This window comes from Bradyrhizobium sp. Cp5.3 (assembly GCF_000426265.1).
Lineage (GTDB): Bacteria > Pseudomonadota > Alphaproteobacteria > Rhizobiales > Xanthobacteraceae > Bradyrhizobium > Bradyrhizobium neotropicale.
Genome location: NZ_AUFA01000003.1, coordinates 43,358 through 59,211, shown reverse-complemented (window position 1 = coordinate 59,211; position 15,854 = coordinate 43,358). Strand labels below are relative to the sequence as shown.

Genomic DNA, 15,854 nt, shown 5'->3' with positions numbered 1-15,854 from the left:
TATCTCATTTCATCGGATTTAGTGAGCGGTCAGGCCGCCGGCGGCTTCGTCGCCGTCCGGCTTCACCGTCACCTTGGTGTCCTCTTCCCAGACGATCGGCACCGGCTTCTTGACCAGCGCCTTGGCGATGACGTCATCCAGCCGCGAGACCGGGATGATGTCCATGCCGCCCTTGATCGCATCGGAAATCTCCGTGAGATCCTTGGCGTTGTCCTCGGGGATCAGCACCGTCTTGATGCCGCCGCGGGCCGCGGCGAGCAGCTTCTCCTTGAGGCCGCCGATCGGCAGCACGCGGCCGCGCAGCGTGATCTCGCCGGTCATCGCGACATCATGGCGGACCGGGATGCCGGTCATGACCGAGATGATCGCGGTGGCCATCGCCACGCCCGCGGACGGACCGTCCTTCGGCGTCGCACCTTCCGGCACGTGCACGTGGATGTCGCGCCGATCGAACAGCGGCGGCTCGATGCCGTAGGTGATCGCGCGCGAGCGGACGTAGGACGCCGCCGCCGAGATCGATTCCTTCATCACGTCGCGCAAATTGCCCGTGACCGTCATCTTGCCCTTGCCGGGCATCATGACGCCTTCGATCGTCAGCAGCTCGCCGCCGACGTCGGTCCAGGCAAGGCCGGTGACGATGCCGACCTGCGGCTCGCTCTCGATCTCGCCGAAGCGGTACTTCGGCACGCCGAGCAACTCTTCCAGAGTCTTCTCGGTGACCTTGACCGACTTCTTCTTGGAGATCATCAGCTCCTTCACCGCCTTGCGGGCGAGTGTCGAGAGCTCACGTTCCAAATTGCGCACGCCCGCCTCGCGGGTGTAGCGGCGGATCAGAAGCAGCAGCGCGTCGTCATCGATCGAGAACTCCTTCGACTCCAGACCGTGCTTGGACACCGCGTTCGGGATCAGGTGCTTGCGCGCAATCTCGACCTTCTCGTTCTCGGTGTAACCCGCGATCCGGATGATCTCCATGCGGTCCATCAGCGGGCCCGGAATATTGAGCGTATTCGCGGTCGTGATGAACATCACATTGGACAGATCGTAATCGACCTCGAGGTAGTGATCGTTGAAGGTCGAGTTCTGCTCGGGGTCGAGGACCTCGAGCAGCGCCGAGGACGGATCGCCGCGGAAATCGGCGCCCATCTTGTCGATCTCGTCCAGCAGGAACAGCGGATTGGACGACTTCGCCTTGCGCATCGACTGGATGATCTTGCCGGGCATCGAGCCGATATAGGTGCGGCGGTGACCGCGGATCTCGGCCTCGTCGCGCACGCCGCCGAGCGAGACGCGCACGAATTCGCGCCCCGTCGCCTTCGCGATCGACTTGCCGAGCGAGGTCTTGCCGACACCGGGAGGCCCGACGAGGCACAGGATCGGTCCCGTCAGCTTGTTGGCGCGCGACTGCACCGCCAGATACTCGACGATGCGTTCCTTGACCTTCTCGAGCCCGTAATGGTCGGAGTCGAGGATGGCCTGCGCCGCCTCGAGGTCCTTCTTGACCTTGGACTTCTTGTTCCACGGGATCGAGAGCAGCCAATCCAGATAGTTGCGCACGACGGTCGCTTCCGCGGACATCGGCGACATCTGGCGCAGCTTCTTCAATTCATGCTGCGCCTTCTCGCGCGCTTCCTTGGAGAGCTTGGTCTTGGAGATCTTCTCTTCGAGATCGGCGAGCTCGTCGCGACCGTCGTCGTCGCCGAGTTCCTTCTGGATCGCCTTCATCTGCTCGTTGAGATAATACTCGCGCTGCGTCTTCTCCATCTGGCGCTTGACGCGCGAGCGGATGCGCTTCTCGACCTGCAGCACCGAGATCTCGCTCTCCATCAGGCCCAGCACCTTCTCGAGGCGCTGCGTGACCGACAACGTTTCCAGGATGCCCTGGCGGTCGGCGATCTTGACGGCGAGATGGGACGCGACCGTGTCGGCGAGCTTGGCGAAATCGGTGATCGCCTGCACGACGCCGACGACCTCGGCCGAGATCTTCTTGTTGAGCTTCACATAGCTCTCGAAGTCGGACACGACCGAGCGCGCCAAGGCCTCGGCCTCGACCGACTTCGCATCGGTGTCGGCGAGCGCGATTGCGGTCGCTTCGTAATAGTCGGCACGGTCGGTGTACTTCTGCACGCGCGCGCGCTCGAGCCCTTCGACCAGCACCTTCACGGTGCCGTCGGGAAGCTTCAGGAGCTGCAGCACGCTGGCGAGCGTACCGGTTTCGTAAATCGCACCGGGCGCCGGATCATCGTCGGACGCGTTCTTCTGCGTCGCGAGCATGATCAGGGCATCGTTCTTCATCACCTCTTCGAGCGCGCGGATCGACTTCTCGCGGCCGACGAAGAGCGGCACGATCATGTGCGGGAAGACGACGATATCGCGCAGCGGCAGCACGGGATAAGCATGCGCCTCGCCATGGACGATGGTTGGCCGGGGTTTTGGATTAGTCATGGCCTTTTCCTTTTGCTTTGCCCCCTTGCACGCAGTCCGCTTTGCTTATGCGCAACCGCCACAAGGTGCCGAGGTGATCCGCAAAACCGTTAAGTCCTTAAGCTTGGACCGGCCTTGCCGGATCGAAATGAGGCGAATCTTGAAGAGAATTCCTACTCGCCGCCGACATTAGGTGGCTATCGCCCCGGGGGGTGTCAAGTCATTGAAAAACGCGCGCCATTCGGCGCTTACGCACGCAAGCAAGCGACGCAACACCGGCTGCGGAAACAGGATTCCGCAGCCATCACTTCTAAGGAGACGATTGGAGCGTACCAGCGCCGCAATTTAGGCGCTGGCATTCTCGACGGCGCGATCGGACCGATCGGCGTAGATGTAGAGCGGACGCGCCGTACCTTCCACGACTTCGCGCGAAATCACGACTTCTTCCACACCTTCGAGCCCCGGCAGGTCGAACATGGTCTCGAGCAGGATCGCCTCGAGGATCGAACGCAACCCGCGTGCGCCGGTCTTGCGCTCGATCGCCTTGCGGGCGACCGCGCCAAGCGCCTCGTCGGCGAAGGTCAGCTCGATGTTCTCCATCTCGAACAGCCGCTGGTACTGTTTCACCAGCGCGTTCTTCGGCTCGGTCAGGATCTTCTTCAGCGAGGTCTCGTCGAGGTCCTCCAGCGTCGCCACGACGGGCAAACGGCCGACGAACTCGGGGATGAGGCCGTACTTCAGGAGGTCTTCGGGCTCGACGTGGCGGAAGATCTCGCCGGTCCGGCGGTCCTCCGGCGCGAGCACCTGGGCGCCGAAGCCGATCGAGGTCGACCGGCCGCGCGCCGAGATGATCTTCTCGAGGCCGGCAAAGGCGCCGCCGCAGATGAACAGGATGTTGGTGGTATCCACCTGCAGGAACTCCTGCTGCGGATGCTTGCGGCCGCCCTGCGGCGGGACCGAGGCCACCGTGCCTTCCATGATCTTGAGCAGCGCCTGCTGCACGCCCTCACCCGACACGTCGCGCGTGATCGAGGGGTTGTCGGACTTGCGGCTGATCTTGTCGATTTCGTCGATGTAGACGATGCCGCGCTGGGCGCGCTCGACATTGTAGTCGGCGGCCTGGAGCAGCTTCAGGATGATGTTCTCGACGTCCTCACCGACATAGCCGGCTTCGGTCAGCGTCGTGGCGTCGGCCATCGTGAAGGGCACGTCCAGGATGCGGGCGAGCGTCTGCGCGAGCAGCGTCTTGCCCGAGCCGGTCGGACCGATCAGCAGGATGTTCGACTTCGCGAGCTCGACGTCGTTGTGCTTGGTCTGGTGGTTGAGGCGCTTGTAGTGATTGTGCACCGCGACCGACAGAACCTTCTTCGCATGGCTCTGGCCGATCACGTAGTCGTCCAGCACCTTGCAGATTTCCTTCGGCGTCGGAATCCCGTCGCGCGACTTCACCAGCGAGGACTTGTTCTCCTCACGGATGATGTCCATGCAGAGCTCAACGCACTCGTCGCAGATGAAGACCGTGGGACCCGCGATCAGTTTGCGGACTTCGTGCTGGCTCTTGCCGCAGAACGAGCAATATAGCGTGTTCTTGGAGTCGCTCGTGCCGACCTTACTCATTCATGTCTCCGTCCGCGGTTCGATCCCGTCCGCTCGATCGCCCCATCCCGACACAGCGGCCGGTACAAGGTTCAAATAGAGCAAATTCCGTACCAAAAAAGACCCTACGCGCTACATCCCGTGCGAATCACGGTCACTCGATTCTCCCGCGATCATAGCCGATCAAGCGTAGCCAACCATGCTGTCACCCGACTATCAAGAATTCGCTAATCGGGGGGTCGCTGGCTACCCGTGACAATACCGTGATTTCACGTCTTGGCACGGAAGAAGTGATCGAAATCGCACGCCCGTTGCTGGATTGCCACGAAAAACAAGCACGAAAGCGGAACTTTCTGCTTGCTGCAGGGCGCAAAAAGCGGTTTTGCGCGCTTGCGAACACGCCCTTAACGTGAACGCGTCCCTGACGATCCCCCGCAATTGCGGGGATCGCTGGTGCAATGGTGGTAATCCTACTGGGCCTTCGCAGTCGCCGGTTCCTCGGCGCGCCTGTCAATGACCTTGTCGACAAGGCCGAAATCCCTGGCGTCGTTGGCGGTCAGGAACTTGTCGCGCTCCAGAGCATCCTCGATCGTCTTGTAGGTCTGACCGGTGTGCTTGACGTAGATTTCGTTGAGCCGCTTCTTCAGGTTCAGGATTTCCTGCGCGTGCAGCATGATGTCGGTGGCCTGGCCCTGGAAGCCGCCGGACGGCTGGTGAACCATGATGCGCGCGTTCGGTAGCGAGAAGCGCATGTCCTTCTCGCCGGCGGCGAGCAGCAGCGAGCCCATCGAAGCGGCCTGGCCCGTGCACAGCGTCGAGACCGGCGGGCGGATGAACTGCATGGTGTCGTAGATCGCAAGGCCCGACGTCACCACGCCGCCCGGCGAGTTGATGTACATCGAGATCTCCTTCTTCGGATTTTCCGCCTCAAGGAACAACAGCTGCGCGACGATCAGCGTCGACATGCCGTCCTCGACCGGCCCGGTCACGAAGATGATGCGCTCCTTCAACAGGCGCGAGAAGATGTCGTAGGCGCGCTCGCCACGGTTGGTCTGCTCGACCACCATGGGCACGAGGTTCATGTAGGTTTCAACCGGATCGCGCATGAGTCACCTAGGTTTTTCGGACGCAGACATCGCCAGTCTTGGCTGGATTTGCCGTGAAGGCCGATGGACGTCCCGTGATGCAGGAACTTTAGTAGAAGGAAGACTTGGGTAAAGGGTGTAGCGACAGATATAGCCCAATTCGCGCCAGACAAGTGCGGAGCGCATTAAGGCTTAATCCGTGAGGGAGTTGAAGCTGATTCGCGCAAAGAGGCCCAGCCGGCCACCTGGCTAGCTGGACCTCTTGTACCGATCATCCTTAACAGAAGGCTGTCTCAAAGCCCTCAGGCGGCGGTCTTGTCAGCCTCGTCGTCCTTGTAGAGCTCCTCGCGCGAGACCTTCTTCTCGGTCACGCTGGCGAGTTCGAGGATGAAGTCGACGACCTTGTCCTCATAGATCGGTGCGCGAAGCTGGGCCAGCGCGTTGGCGTTGTTGCGATAAAAGTCCCAGACTTCCTTCTCGCGACCGGGCATCTGGCGCGCACGCTCGATTACGGCGCGGCCTACCTCGTCGTCGGTCACGGTGATCTTGTTCTTCTCGCCGATCTCCGACAGCACGAGGCCGAGACGCACGCGGCGGTCGGCGATCTTGCGGTACTCTTCCTTCGCAGCGTCTTCAGTGGTGTCCTCGTCGGCAAAGGTCTTGCCGGCGGAGTCCATCTCGGCCTTCACCGAGTTCCACATCAGATTGAACTCCTCGTCGACCAGCGAGGGCGGCGCGTCGAAGCGATGCGCCTCGTCGAGGCGGTCGAGCAGCGCGCGCTTGACGCGCTGACGCGTCGCAGTCGCGAACTCGGCGGCGAGCCGTTCGCGCGCGGCTTCCTTCAGCTTGTCCAGCGATTCGAGCCCAAGCGTCTTGGCGAATTCGTCGTTGATGGCGACGTCCTGCGGCGCTTCGACCAGCGTCGCGGTGGTCTCGAACTCGGCCGGCTGGCCGGCGAGCTTGTCGTTCATGTAGTTCTTCGGGAACGACACCTTCAGCGTACGGGTCTCGCCCGTGGCGATGCCGATGAGCTGCTCCTCGAAGCCCGGGATGAAGGTGTTGGAGCCGATCACGACCTGGATGCCCTCGCCGGTGCCGCCCTCGAAGGCTTCGCCGTTGATGGTGCCCTTGAAGCTGACGGTGACGCGATCGCCCGACTCGGCCTTCGCGCCCTCGGCCTTCGCGGCGTAGCCACGGTTGGAATCGGCGATGCGCTTGATCGCCTCGTCGACGTCGGCGTCGGAGACATCGGCGACGGGCTTCTCGACCTGGAAGCTCTTGAAGTCGGCGAGCGCAATCGCCGGCACCACTTCGATCGCGACCGTGTAGGTCAGGTCGGTCTTACCGGAGAGCAGCTCCTCGACCGCGGCCTGCTCGGTCGGCATCGTGATCTTCGGCTCGGTCGCGAGGCGGAAGCCGCGCTCGGAGAAGATCTGCGTGTTGGTGTCGCGGATGGTCTGGTCGATCGTCTCGGCCATCACCGAACGGCCGTAGACCTTCTTGAGGTGAGCGACCGGCACCTTGCCGGGACGGAAGCCGTTGATGCGGACCTTGTCCTTGAGATCGACGAGCTTGGCACCGGCCTTGGCGTCGAGATCAGACGCGGGAACGCTGATCTTGAACTCGTGCTTCAATCCTTCCGAGAGGGTCTCTGTGACCTGCATGGCGTCCAATCTTCTTCTCGTTCGGTCCCGGCGCGCATTGCGTCGGGACGTTGTCATTAATCGATCCGGCGCGAAGGCTAACGCCTTCCGCCGGTGGTTTATCGGACCCGGCTCCTCGGGGGCAAACGCCGCGAGGAGACAGCTCCATCAGTAATCCGTGCAAACGCTTGGATAGAGCGCTTGGTGCGGGCGGAGGGACTCGAACCCCCACAACTTTCGTCACTGGAACCTAAATCCAGCGCGTCTACCAGTTCCGCCACGCCCGCGTGAATTTGCATCAAGACCGGCCGCGATGCCGCGGGCGGCCGGGCTTATAGCATGTGCCCGACTGTTCGCAGCAAAAAAATGGCCGTGCGGAGGCACGCTTTAAGTAGGCACGGCGGCTGGACTTATCCAGCGCGGCATGGTCCGCATCGGCCCATGACAACGCGGATTATACACCCGACGCGACGTGCGGTGTTGGCCGGCCTCGGGGCCTCGGCCGCGGGCCTGGCGCCGGGCAGCGCGGCATCGCCGGCGACGGCCAGCCTCACCCTCCAGGCACGCCCCGCGACGCTGGCGTTGCAGCCCGGACAGCCCGCTACACCGGTCTGGGAGCTGGCGGCGCTAAATCCTGCCGGCGACGTCCGTCTCAAGCGCGGCGACCGCTGCGAGGTGACATTCCGGAACGACCTGCCCGTCCCGGTTGCCCCGGCCTGGTACGGGCTGGATGGGCAGAGTGCAGCCGAACCGCTGCTCGGCCGCTCGGCCGTCACTTCAGGGGGGACGGAAACCTCAATTTTTTCAATGCCTCACGCCGGGACCCTGATGGCGGACCTTCGCCTGCTCGACGATGGCATGAAGCAGCCGGTCCGGCCGCTTCCCATCATTGTTCAGGAGGCCGAGCCGCCTGTGGCCGACCGTGACGAGCCGTTTCTGGTCGAAGATTGGCGGCTCGCCGCAGACGGCGCCGCGATCGTCCCCGGGGCTACCGGCGGCGAGATCGCGCCGATCTTCACCGTCAATGGCAAGATCGCACCGGACTTCACCCTCCGTGCGAACGAGCGGCTGAGGCTGCGCGTGATCAATGGCTGCCAACGCGCTGTCATTGCGGTCAAATTCGATCGCGTTGAAGTTCTGGTCATGGCCCTGGACGGCCAGCCGGCCGAACCCTTCACGGCCCGCAACGGCGCCTTGGTGCTCGCACCGGGCAGCCGGGCCGATGTCTTCCTCGACGGCACCGCGGCGCCCGGCTCTGCCACGCCGATCCTGCTGCACGACGGCAAGGAGGCCCGTCCGGTCGCCCGCGTCCTGACCTCGGCCGAACCGCCGCTCCGCGCGAGCCGCTTGGCACCCCCGGCCCCGCTGCCCTCCAACGGCCTTCCCGCCAATCTCGACCTCAAGGGCGCGCTGCGGTTCGATGTCGCGCTCAGCGCGGCAGAAGCCGGCTGGAGTCGTCCGTCGAGCTTCGCCGCCTCATCCGCCCCCGCCTTCCGTGCCAAGGCCGGCCGCACCGTCGTGCTGGCCTTGAAGAACCCAACCGCCGTTGCCACCGTCTTCCACCTGCACGGCCACCACTTCCGCCTGCTCGATCGCCTCGACGACGGCTGGAAGCCCTACTGGCTCGATACGCTCGCGATCGAACCCGGCCAGACCCAGCGCATCGCGTTCGCAACCAGCGCGCCCGGCCGCTGGTTGATCGCGTCCATCGCCACCGACTGGGCCGCGCCGCGCCTGGTTCGCTGGTACGCGGTGGAGTGAAGGCTCAGTACTCCACCCCCAGCGCGTTATAGATCCGCCGGTGCACGGCCGGCAGCGTCTCGGTCAGGTCTTCCGCGATCAGCCCGGGGCCGGCTTCGCCGGCCGCCTCGCCATGCATCCACACGCCCATGCTGGCGGCTTCGAACGCGGGCACGCCCTGGGCAAGGAGCCCGGCAATAATACCGGAGAGCACATCGCCGGCCCCCGCAGTGGCGAGCCATGGCGGCGCGTTGGCAGCGATGGTGGCGCGGCCGTCGGGCGCGGCGATCGTGGTGTCCGGCCCCTTCAGCAGCACGACCGCCCCGGAGCGCTCGGCGGCGGCGCGCACGCGCTCGAGTTTTGAACGGCCCGGACGCTTGTTGCTGAGGTCGGAGAACAGGCGCGGAAACTCGCCCTCGTGGGGCGTCAGCACCACCGCCGTGTCCCGCGAGGACTTGATCGATTCAAACAACCGCTCGGGGTTTGTGGCAAAGCTCGTCAGCGCATCGGCGTCCAGCACCAGATGCCGCTGCGCCGAGAGCGCAGAGTGGACGAAGTCGCAGGTGCGCTCGCCGATGCCCGCGCCGGGGCCGATCATGCAGGTGTTGTAGCGCTTGTCGCCGAGCAGCTCGGCGAATTCGACCGCGGTGTCGACGGGGCGGACCATCACCGCGGTGAGCGCGGCGGCATTGATCGCGAGCGCATCGCGCGGGGTGGCCAGCGTGACGAGCCCTGCGCCGGCGCGCAGCGCCCCGCGCGCGGCGAGCCGCGCCGCACCGGTGGCGGCCGCGTCACCCGACACCGCCAGCACGTGCCCTCGCGCGTATTTGTGGCCGTCGATGCGCGGCACCGGAAAGGCCGCCCCCCAAAAATCCGGATCGTTCTCGAATATCTGCGGCCGGATCTCGTCGAGCACCTGCGCGTCGATGCCGATGTCGACCACGCGCACGTGGCCGCAATGCACGCGGCCCGGCAAGAGCAGATGCGCCGGCTTCTTGCGGAAAAAGGTGACGGTCTCGGTGGCGTTCACGGCAACGCCCATCACGCCCGCACTGGTGCCGTTGATGCCGCTCGGCAGATCGACCGCCAGCACCGGCGCACCATTGGCGTTGATCGCCGCGATCATCTCGTGCGCCTCGCCATCTATGGTGCGGCTTAACCCCGCACCGAACAGCGCATCGATGATCAACGCCGGCCTGCCGATCGCCTGCGGATTGAACGGAAGCACCGGATGCTTCCAGCCGCGAGCGGCGGAGGCGGCATCGCCCTGGAGCTGATCGCGCTCGCACATCAGGATCACCGAAACCTCGCGGCCCTGGGCGGCGAGCTCGGCGGCCGCGACAAAACCGTCGCCGCCATTGTTGCCGGGCCCGGCGACGACCAGGATCGGCCCCTCCTCAACCAGCGCCTGAGCCGCCTCGGCGACCGCCTGGCCTGCGCTCAGCATCAGCTTGAAGCCGGGAGTGCCGGCCGCGATGCTGAGCTGGTCGGCCCGCTGCATTTCAGCGTTGGTCAGAACTTCCATGCCACTTCCCTGGTACAAACGCCTCTTCAACAGGCATTTTCCGTGCCGAAGCGAAACCTGAAACGGGCATCTGCACAGACTTTGAACCGTTTGCCTATTTCGTAGTCTTCGCTATTTTGAGCCGGTCGGCACCACCTATCAGAGATGCTCGTTAAAAGGCTGATAACGCTCCAATAATCAGGGGATCTGCAACTTGGCATAGACCCTGCTTCCGAGGAAGCCGCTTCGGCCTGTCCTGCTTCCTGGAATATAATCTAAGGTGTGGCCGGCCGCTTGTCGGGCTAGTCAGGCGACCCGGGACAGCGAAGACAGTCCATGCGTGAGAAAAGCGCATCCTGACGAAGACGTTGCTAATTGATCGAAAGGCCGGGAGGCGCGCAGTGAAGAAAATCGAAGCCATCATCAAGCCGTTCAAGCTCGACGAGGTGAAGGAAGCGCTCCAGGAAGTCGGCCTTCAGGGCATCACCGTCACCGAGGCCAAGGGCTTTGGACGTCAAAAGGGTCATGCCGAGCTTTACCGCGGCGCAGAATACATCGTCGACTTCCTGCCCAAGGTGAAGATCGAGATCGTGATCGGCGACGACCTGGTCGAGCGCGCGATCGACGCGATCCGCCGCGCCGCCCAAACCGGGCGCATCGGCGACGGCAAGATCTTCGTCTCCAATATCGAAGAGGCGATCCGCATTCGAACCGGCGAATCCGGGCTGGACGCTATTTGAGGCGGGTGCTATCCCGCATTCTGCGACGTTCCAACAAGAAATAAGGCTGCTTCGGCGGCCCGATTTCGTTTGTGCAATCGCGCAGGTCAAAGAGCGCGGACACGGTCGCTCGTAGTCTGGAAACCGACCCGCAGAGCCAAAAGGGGTATGCATGAAGACCGCCAAAGACGTCCTGAAATCGATCAAGGACAACGACGTCAAATACGTCGACCTGCGCTTCACCGATCCGCGCGGCAAGTGGCAGCATGTGACGTTCGACGTCAGCATGATCGATGAAGACATTTTCGCCGAAGGGACGATGTTCGACGGCTCCTCGATCGCCGGCTGGAAGGCGATCAACGAGTCCGACATGTGCCTGATGCCCGATCCCGTGACCGCGACGATCGACCCGTTCTTCGCCGAAACCACCATGGTCATCACCTGCGACGTGCTCGAGCCGACCACCGGCGAGCCCTACAACCGCGACCCCCGCGGCATCGCCAAGAAGGCCGAGGCGATGGTGAAGTCGATGGGCGTGGGCGACACCGTGTTCGTCGGTCCCGAAGCCGAGTTCTTCGTGTTCGACGACGTGCGCTTCTCCTCCAGCCCCTACAACACCGGTTTCCGTCTCGACTCCTCCGAACTGCCGACCAACTCCGACACCGAATATGAAGGCGGCAATCTCGGCCACCGCGTCCGCACCAAGGGCGGCTACTTCCCGGTGCCGCCGCAGGACTCCGTGCAGGACATGCGCTCCGAAATGCTCGGCGCCATGGCCAAGATGGGCGTCAAGGTCGAGAAGCATCACCACGAGGTCGCTTCCGCCCAGCACGAGCTCGGCATGAAGTTCGACACCCTGACGCTGATGGCCGACCACCTGCAGATCTACAAGTACTGCATCCACCAGGTCGCCCACATCTACGGCAAGACCGCCACCTTCATGCCGAAGCCGGTCTATGGCGACAACGGCTCGGGCATGCACGTCCATCAGTCGATCTGGAAGGACGGCAAGCCGGTGTTCGCCGGCAACAAGTATGCCGACCTGTCGGAAACCTGCCTCAACTACATCGGCGGCATCATCAAGCATGCCAAGGCGATCAACGCCTTCACCAACCCGACGACCAACTCCTACAAACGTCTGGTGCCGGGCTATGAGGCTCCGGTGCTGCTCGCCTACTCCGCGCGCAACCGCTCGGCCTCGTGCCGCATCCCCTACACCGCTTCGCCGAAGGCCAAGCGCGTCGAGGTGCGCTTCCCCGATCCGCTCGCCAATCCCTATCTCGGCTTCGCCGCGATGCTGATGGCCGGCCTCGACGGTATCAAGAACAAGATCGATCCGGGTCCGGCGATGGACAAGGACCTCTACGATCTGCCGAAGGAAGAGCTGAAGCAGATCCCGACCGTGTGCGGCTCGCTGCGCGAGGCGCTGGAAAACCTCGACAAGGACCGCGCCTTCCTGAAGGCCGGCGGCGTGTTCGACGACGACTTCATCGACAGCTACATCGAGCTGAAGATGACCGAAGTCGAGCGCTTCGAAATGACCCCTCACCCCGTCGAGTTCGACATGTACTATTCGGGCTGATCGGCTCGCATAGGATACCGGAAGCAAAAGGCGCCCCGCGAGGGGCGCCTTTTCGTTTTGAGAGCCGTAGGATGGGTAGAGCCCTTGCGAAACCCATCATCTCACCCTGGAAGGACGATGGGTTTCGCTGCGCTCTACCCATCCTACGCACTGGGTCCGCGCGACAGCTCGCCTACCAAGTCGCCGCGAAGGCTCGCTGCAGCTCGGCCGGAGCGGTCACGCCACCGGCGATCAGCAGTTGGGTAAGAACGCGCGCCTTCTGGGGGTTGAGGTCCTCGGACACGACGAAGCCATTCTTGTCGTCGTCAACCTCGACATTTCGGGTGACGAAGCCGGATCGGACCCGGGTGGAACGGACGACCACGATCCCCTTCTTCGCCGCCTGTTCGAGCGCATCGAGCGCCTGCTTCGAGCTGTTGCCATCGCCGACACCGGCCAGCACGATGCCTTTTGCGCCGTGAGAGATGGCGTCCTCGATCGGAACGGCGTCCATGTTGGCATGTGAGTACACGATCTCGACGCGGGGCAATTGCTCGCCTGCCGGGAGCTGATAGGCCGTGCGCTTGAAGCCGGGAGCCTGCGCCATGAAACGAATGCCGCCGGCCGTGTCGACATAGCCGATCGGCCCGTCATTGGGTGAATTGAACGTCTCGATGCTCGTCGTGTTGGTCTTGGTGACCGAGCGAGCGCCCTGAATCTTGTCGTTCAACACGGCCATGACCCCGCGCCCGCGGGCGCGGGGATCTGCCGCCACCTGAACCGCTTCGTAGAGATTGCCGGGACCATCCGCGCTGACTGCCGTGGCCGGACGCATCGAGCCGACGATGACCACCGGCTTGTCGCCGCGAACAACGTTATCCAGAAAAAACGCGGTCTCTTCGAGCGTGTCCGTGCCGTGGGTAATCACGACTCCATCGGCTTCATTCTTGTCGAAGGCGTCCTGGATGCGACGGGCCAGCGCAAACCAGACCTTGTCGTTCATGTCCTGGGATCCGATCGACGAAACCTGTTCGGCGTTCAGCGTCGCCAGCTTGTCCAGACCCGGGACGGACTGAACCAGTTGGTCGCCCGTGATCTGGCCGGACTTGTACGCCCCCGTCGCTCGGGGGTCGGCCTGACCTGCGATCGTTCCTCCCGTCGCGAGCACGAGAATGTGCGGCAAGCCGCCGGTCGTCGCCGGCTCCGCGGCCCGCGCCGCCACACCGATTCCCCATGACCCGAGTGCGAAGGCGACCAGCGGGACCGAGAGCATCAATCTGCGGCTTTGGCGGCGGCTGGCTGGTCTGACGGCATGCTTCGTCATCGAATTTTCCTCCCGTTTAAGTTGGGATCGATATTCGACGCGCCCATTGGGGCCGAAGATGGGTCATCCTGCCTGCGGATTGTCACGCCGCGGCATGAAATGGTCGAGCAAGCCCGTCGGTAGCGGAAAGACGACTGTCGACGACCGCTCGCCGGCGATGTCGTGCAGAGCCGCGAAGTAACGCAGCTGCATCGCCTGCGGCTCCTGCGCGAGAATCCGGCCGGCTTCGACGAGCTTTTCGGCAGCCTGCTGCTCGCCCATCGCATTGATCACCTTGGCCCGCCGCAATCGCTCTGCCTCGGCCTGTTTGGCAATCGCGCGCACCATGGTTTCGTTGATATCGACGTCCTTGATCTCTATGCCGGTGACCTTGATGCCCCAGATGTCAGTCTGCTTGTCGAGGATCTCCTGGATGTCGGCGTTCAGCCTGTCGCGTTCGGCAAGCATCTCGTCGAGCTCGTGCTTGCCCAGCACCGAGCGCAACGTGGTCTGGGCGAGCTGGCTGGTCGCGGCCATGTAATCGCCGACCTTGATGATGGCCCGCTCGGGATCGACGATGCGGAAGTACAGAACGGCGTTGACCTTGACCGACACGTTGTCCCGCGAAATCACGTCCTGGGGCGGCACGACCTGCACCATCACACGTAGATCGACCTTTACGAGTTGCTGCACGACCGGAATGAGAAGGATGAGGCCGGGGCCCTTCACGCCAGTGAAGCGGCCGAGTGTAAAGACGACGCCACGCTCGTATTCGCGCAAGATTCGAATGGCTTGGGATAGAAATATGATGACAAGCAGCGCAAGCGCCGCATAGGTCAGATATTCCAGCATCATGATGTACCTCCCTCGCCGGTGCGGGCCGGCGCACGCCGTATCAGCAGCGTCAGCTCGACGACGCTCGCGACTTCGACCGTCTCTCCGGGCTTGAACGTTTCGGCGCCCCGCGCCTGCCAGCGCTCACCGTGGGTAAAGACGTGACCTTCGTTCCCGTTCCAGTCGAGCACCTTGGCGGGCAAGCCTCGCATGGCCTGCGCGCCGACCCGTTCAGGAGCCCTGCCGATGCGCCGAAGCGAACCAAGCACGACGAGAGCAAAGCCGATGAACACAGCCGCAGTTATGCCGATCACCCACCACGATAGCTGGTAGCCGGGCGCCTCAACCCTGAAAAGCATCAGTGCTCCCAGCACGAAAGCGACGATCCCTCCGAGACCGATCACCACGGTCGGATTGAAGGCTTCGATGGTGAGAAGCACGATACCGATCAACATCAGCGCGAGGCCGGCATAGTTGATCGGCAGCAGATTGAGTGCATAGAGGCCTATCAGCAGGCAGATCGCGCCGACGACTCCCGGGGCGACTGCACCGGGCGACATGAACTCGAAGATCAGGCCGTAAATGCCGACCATCAGGAGAATGAACGCCACGTTCGGATCGGTGATGACCGCCAGGAAGCGGGATATCCATCCGGGGTCGATGGCTTCAACGACAACATCCTTCGTCGCGAGGCGCTGCGTCTTGCCGCCTGCAACCTCGACCACACGCCCATCCAGCTGCCTCAGCAAGTCTGCCTGATCGCGCGCGACGAGATCGATGGCATGGGCCTCCAGCGCACCGTTGGCAGAGAGGGTCGCAGCCTCACGGACCGCCTTCTCCGCCCACTCCGCATTCCGGTTGCGCAGCTCTGCAAGGCTGCGGATAAAGGCAACCGCATCGTTGGTCGCCTTGGCCGTCATCGCATCCTTGGGCTCGCTCTTCTGATCACCGTCCTTCTTGTCCTTGGCGCCCTTCTCCGGTTCTCCGCTCGGCAGCCCCGGGAGCGGTCCGCCAATCTGCACCGGGGTCGCAGCACCAATATTGGTGCCCGGCGCCATCACCGCGATGTGGGTCGCATAAAGGATATAGGTCCCCGCGCTCGCCGCGTGGGCGCCGGAGGGAGCGACGTAGCCGATGACGGGGACGGGCGAGGCGAGCACATCCGCGATGATCTCGCGCATGCTGGAATTGAGACCGCCGGGAGTGTTCATTCTCAGAAGCACGACCTCGGCGCGCCGCTCGCTCGCCTTGGCCAATGCTTCCTTCACGTAGCTGGCCGACGCAGGGCCAATGGCTCCGTCGATCGTGACAGTCAGTGCAAGACGGCCACCGCTCTCCTCCGCTGAGCTGGGAAGGAGGCAGAAGATCAAAGCCACGACGCCAATCGCCGCAACGAGGGCCGCCTTCATGGTCTGCACGGCAAGGGCTCCCTTGCCGAAGATATGGCG

Annotated in this window: 11 protein-coding genes and 1 tRNA gene; 3 read left to right on the top strand and 9 right to left on the bottom strand. The window is 63.5% G+C overall.

Going from position 1 to position 15,854, the window contains the following annotated elements:
• Positions 1-18: 18 nt before the first annotated feature.
• The 5 genes from lon to K289_RS0105510 all read right to left on the bottom strand — a co-directional run bounded on the left by lon (position 19) and on the right by K289_RS0105510 (position 7,032).
• Positions 19-2,442, bottom strand: coding sequence for an endopeptidase La (gene lon / locus K289_RS0105530; protein ID WP_027550583.1), 2,424 nt, complete (start codon positions 2,440-2,442; stop codon positions 19-21).
• Between the two features lie 324 nt (positions 2,443-2,766).
• Positions 2,767-4,038 (bottom strand): ATP-dependent Clp protease ATP-binding subunit ClpX, encoded by a 1,272-nt coding sequence (gene clpX, locus K289_RS0105525; RefSeq protein WP_008547851.1) that lies wholly within the window; start codon positions 4,036-4,038, stop codon positions 2,767-2,769.
• A gap of 449 nt (positions 4,039-4,487) precedes the next feature.
• Complete coding sequence (locus K289_RS0105520; RefSeq protein WP_027550582.1) at positions 4,488-5,123, bottom strand: ATP-dependent Clp protease proteolytic subunit; 636 nt, start codon at positions 5,121-5,123, stop codon at positions 4,488-4,490.
• A 281-nt stretch (positions 5,124-5,404) separates the two neighbouring features.
• Entirely contained in the window at positions 5,405-6,766 is a 1,362-nt protein-coding gene (gene tig, locus K289_RS0105515; RefSeq protein WP_027550581.1) for a trigger factor, read from the bottom strand.
• Between the two features lie 181 nt (positions 6,767-6,947).
• Positions 6,948-7,032 (bottom strand) — tRNA-Leu (locus tag K289_RS0105510).
• Positions 7,033-7,186: 154 nt separating this feature from the next.
• Between K289_RS0105510 and K289_RS0105505 the strand changes: the two genes are divergently transcribed.
• Complete coding sequence (locus tag K289_RS0105505) at positions 7,187-8,506, top strand: multicopper oxidase family protein (RefSeq protein WP_027550580.1); 1,320 nt, start codon at positions 7,187-7,189, stop codon at positions 8,504-8,506.
• Between the two features lie 4 nt (positions 8,507-8,510).
• Here the strand turns inward: K289_RS0105505 and K289_RS0105500 are convergent, their stop codons facing one another.
• Positions 8,511-10,010, bottom strand: coding sequence for a bifunctional ADP-dependent NAD(P)H-hydrate dehydratase/NAD(P)H-hydrate epimerase (locus K289_RS0105500; RefSeq protein ID WP_027550579.1), 1,500 nt, complete (start codon positions 10,008-10,010; stop codon positions 8,511-8,513).
• Positions 10,011-10,390: 380 nt separating this feature from the next.
• On the opposite strand from K289_RS0105500, the gene K289_RS0105495 reads away from it, so the two are divergent.
• Both K289_RS0105495 and glnA read left to right on the top strand, forming a co-directional pair.
• The gene (locus tag K289_RS0105495) at positions 10,391-10,729 is read left to right on the top strand and encodes a P-II family nitrogen regulator (RefSeq protein WP_007603495.1); all 339 of its coding nucleotides are present in this window, start codon (positions 10,391-10,393) and stop codon (positions 10,727-10,729) included.
• Positions 10,730-10,880: 151 nt separating this feature from the next.
• Complete coding sequence (gene glnA / locus K289_RS0105490) at positions 10,881-12,290, top strand: type I glutamate--ammonia ligase (RefSeq protein ID WP_027550578.1); 1,410 nt, start codon at positions 10,881-10,883, stop codon at positions 12,288-12,290.
• Positions 12,291-12,462: 172 nt separating this feature from the next.
• On the opposite strand, the gene K289_RS0105485 is transcribed toward glnA, so the two are convergent.
• From K289_RS0105485 to K289_RS0105475, 3 genes are all read right to left on the bottom strand, one after another.
• Positions 12,463-13,593, bottom strand: a complete 1,131-nt coding sequence (locus K289_RS0105485) for an asparaginase (RefSeq protein WP_027550577.1) — start codon at positions 13,591-13,593, stop codon at positions 12,463-12,465.
• A 63-nt stretch (positions 13,594-13,656) separates the two neighbouring features.
• Positions 13,657-14,427 (bottom strand): slipin family protein, encoded by a 771-nt coding sequence (locus K289_RS0105480; protein ID WP_027550576.1) that lies wholly within the window; start codon positions 14,425-14,427, stop codon positions 13,657-13,659.
• Positions 14,424-15,824 (bottom strand): nodulation protein NfeD, encoded by a 1,401-nt coding sequence (locus tag K289_RS0105475; RefSeq protein WP_027550575.1) that lies wholly within the window; start codon positions 15,822-15,824, stop codon positions 14,424-14,426. The genes K289_RS0105480 and K289_RS0105475 overlap by 4 nt, the downstream gene beginning before the upstream one ends.
• Positions 15,825-15,854 lie beyond the last annotated feature (30 nt).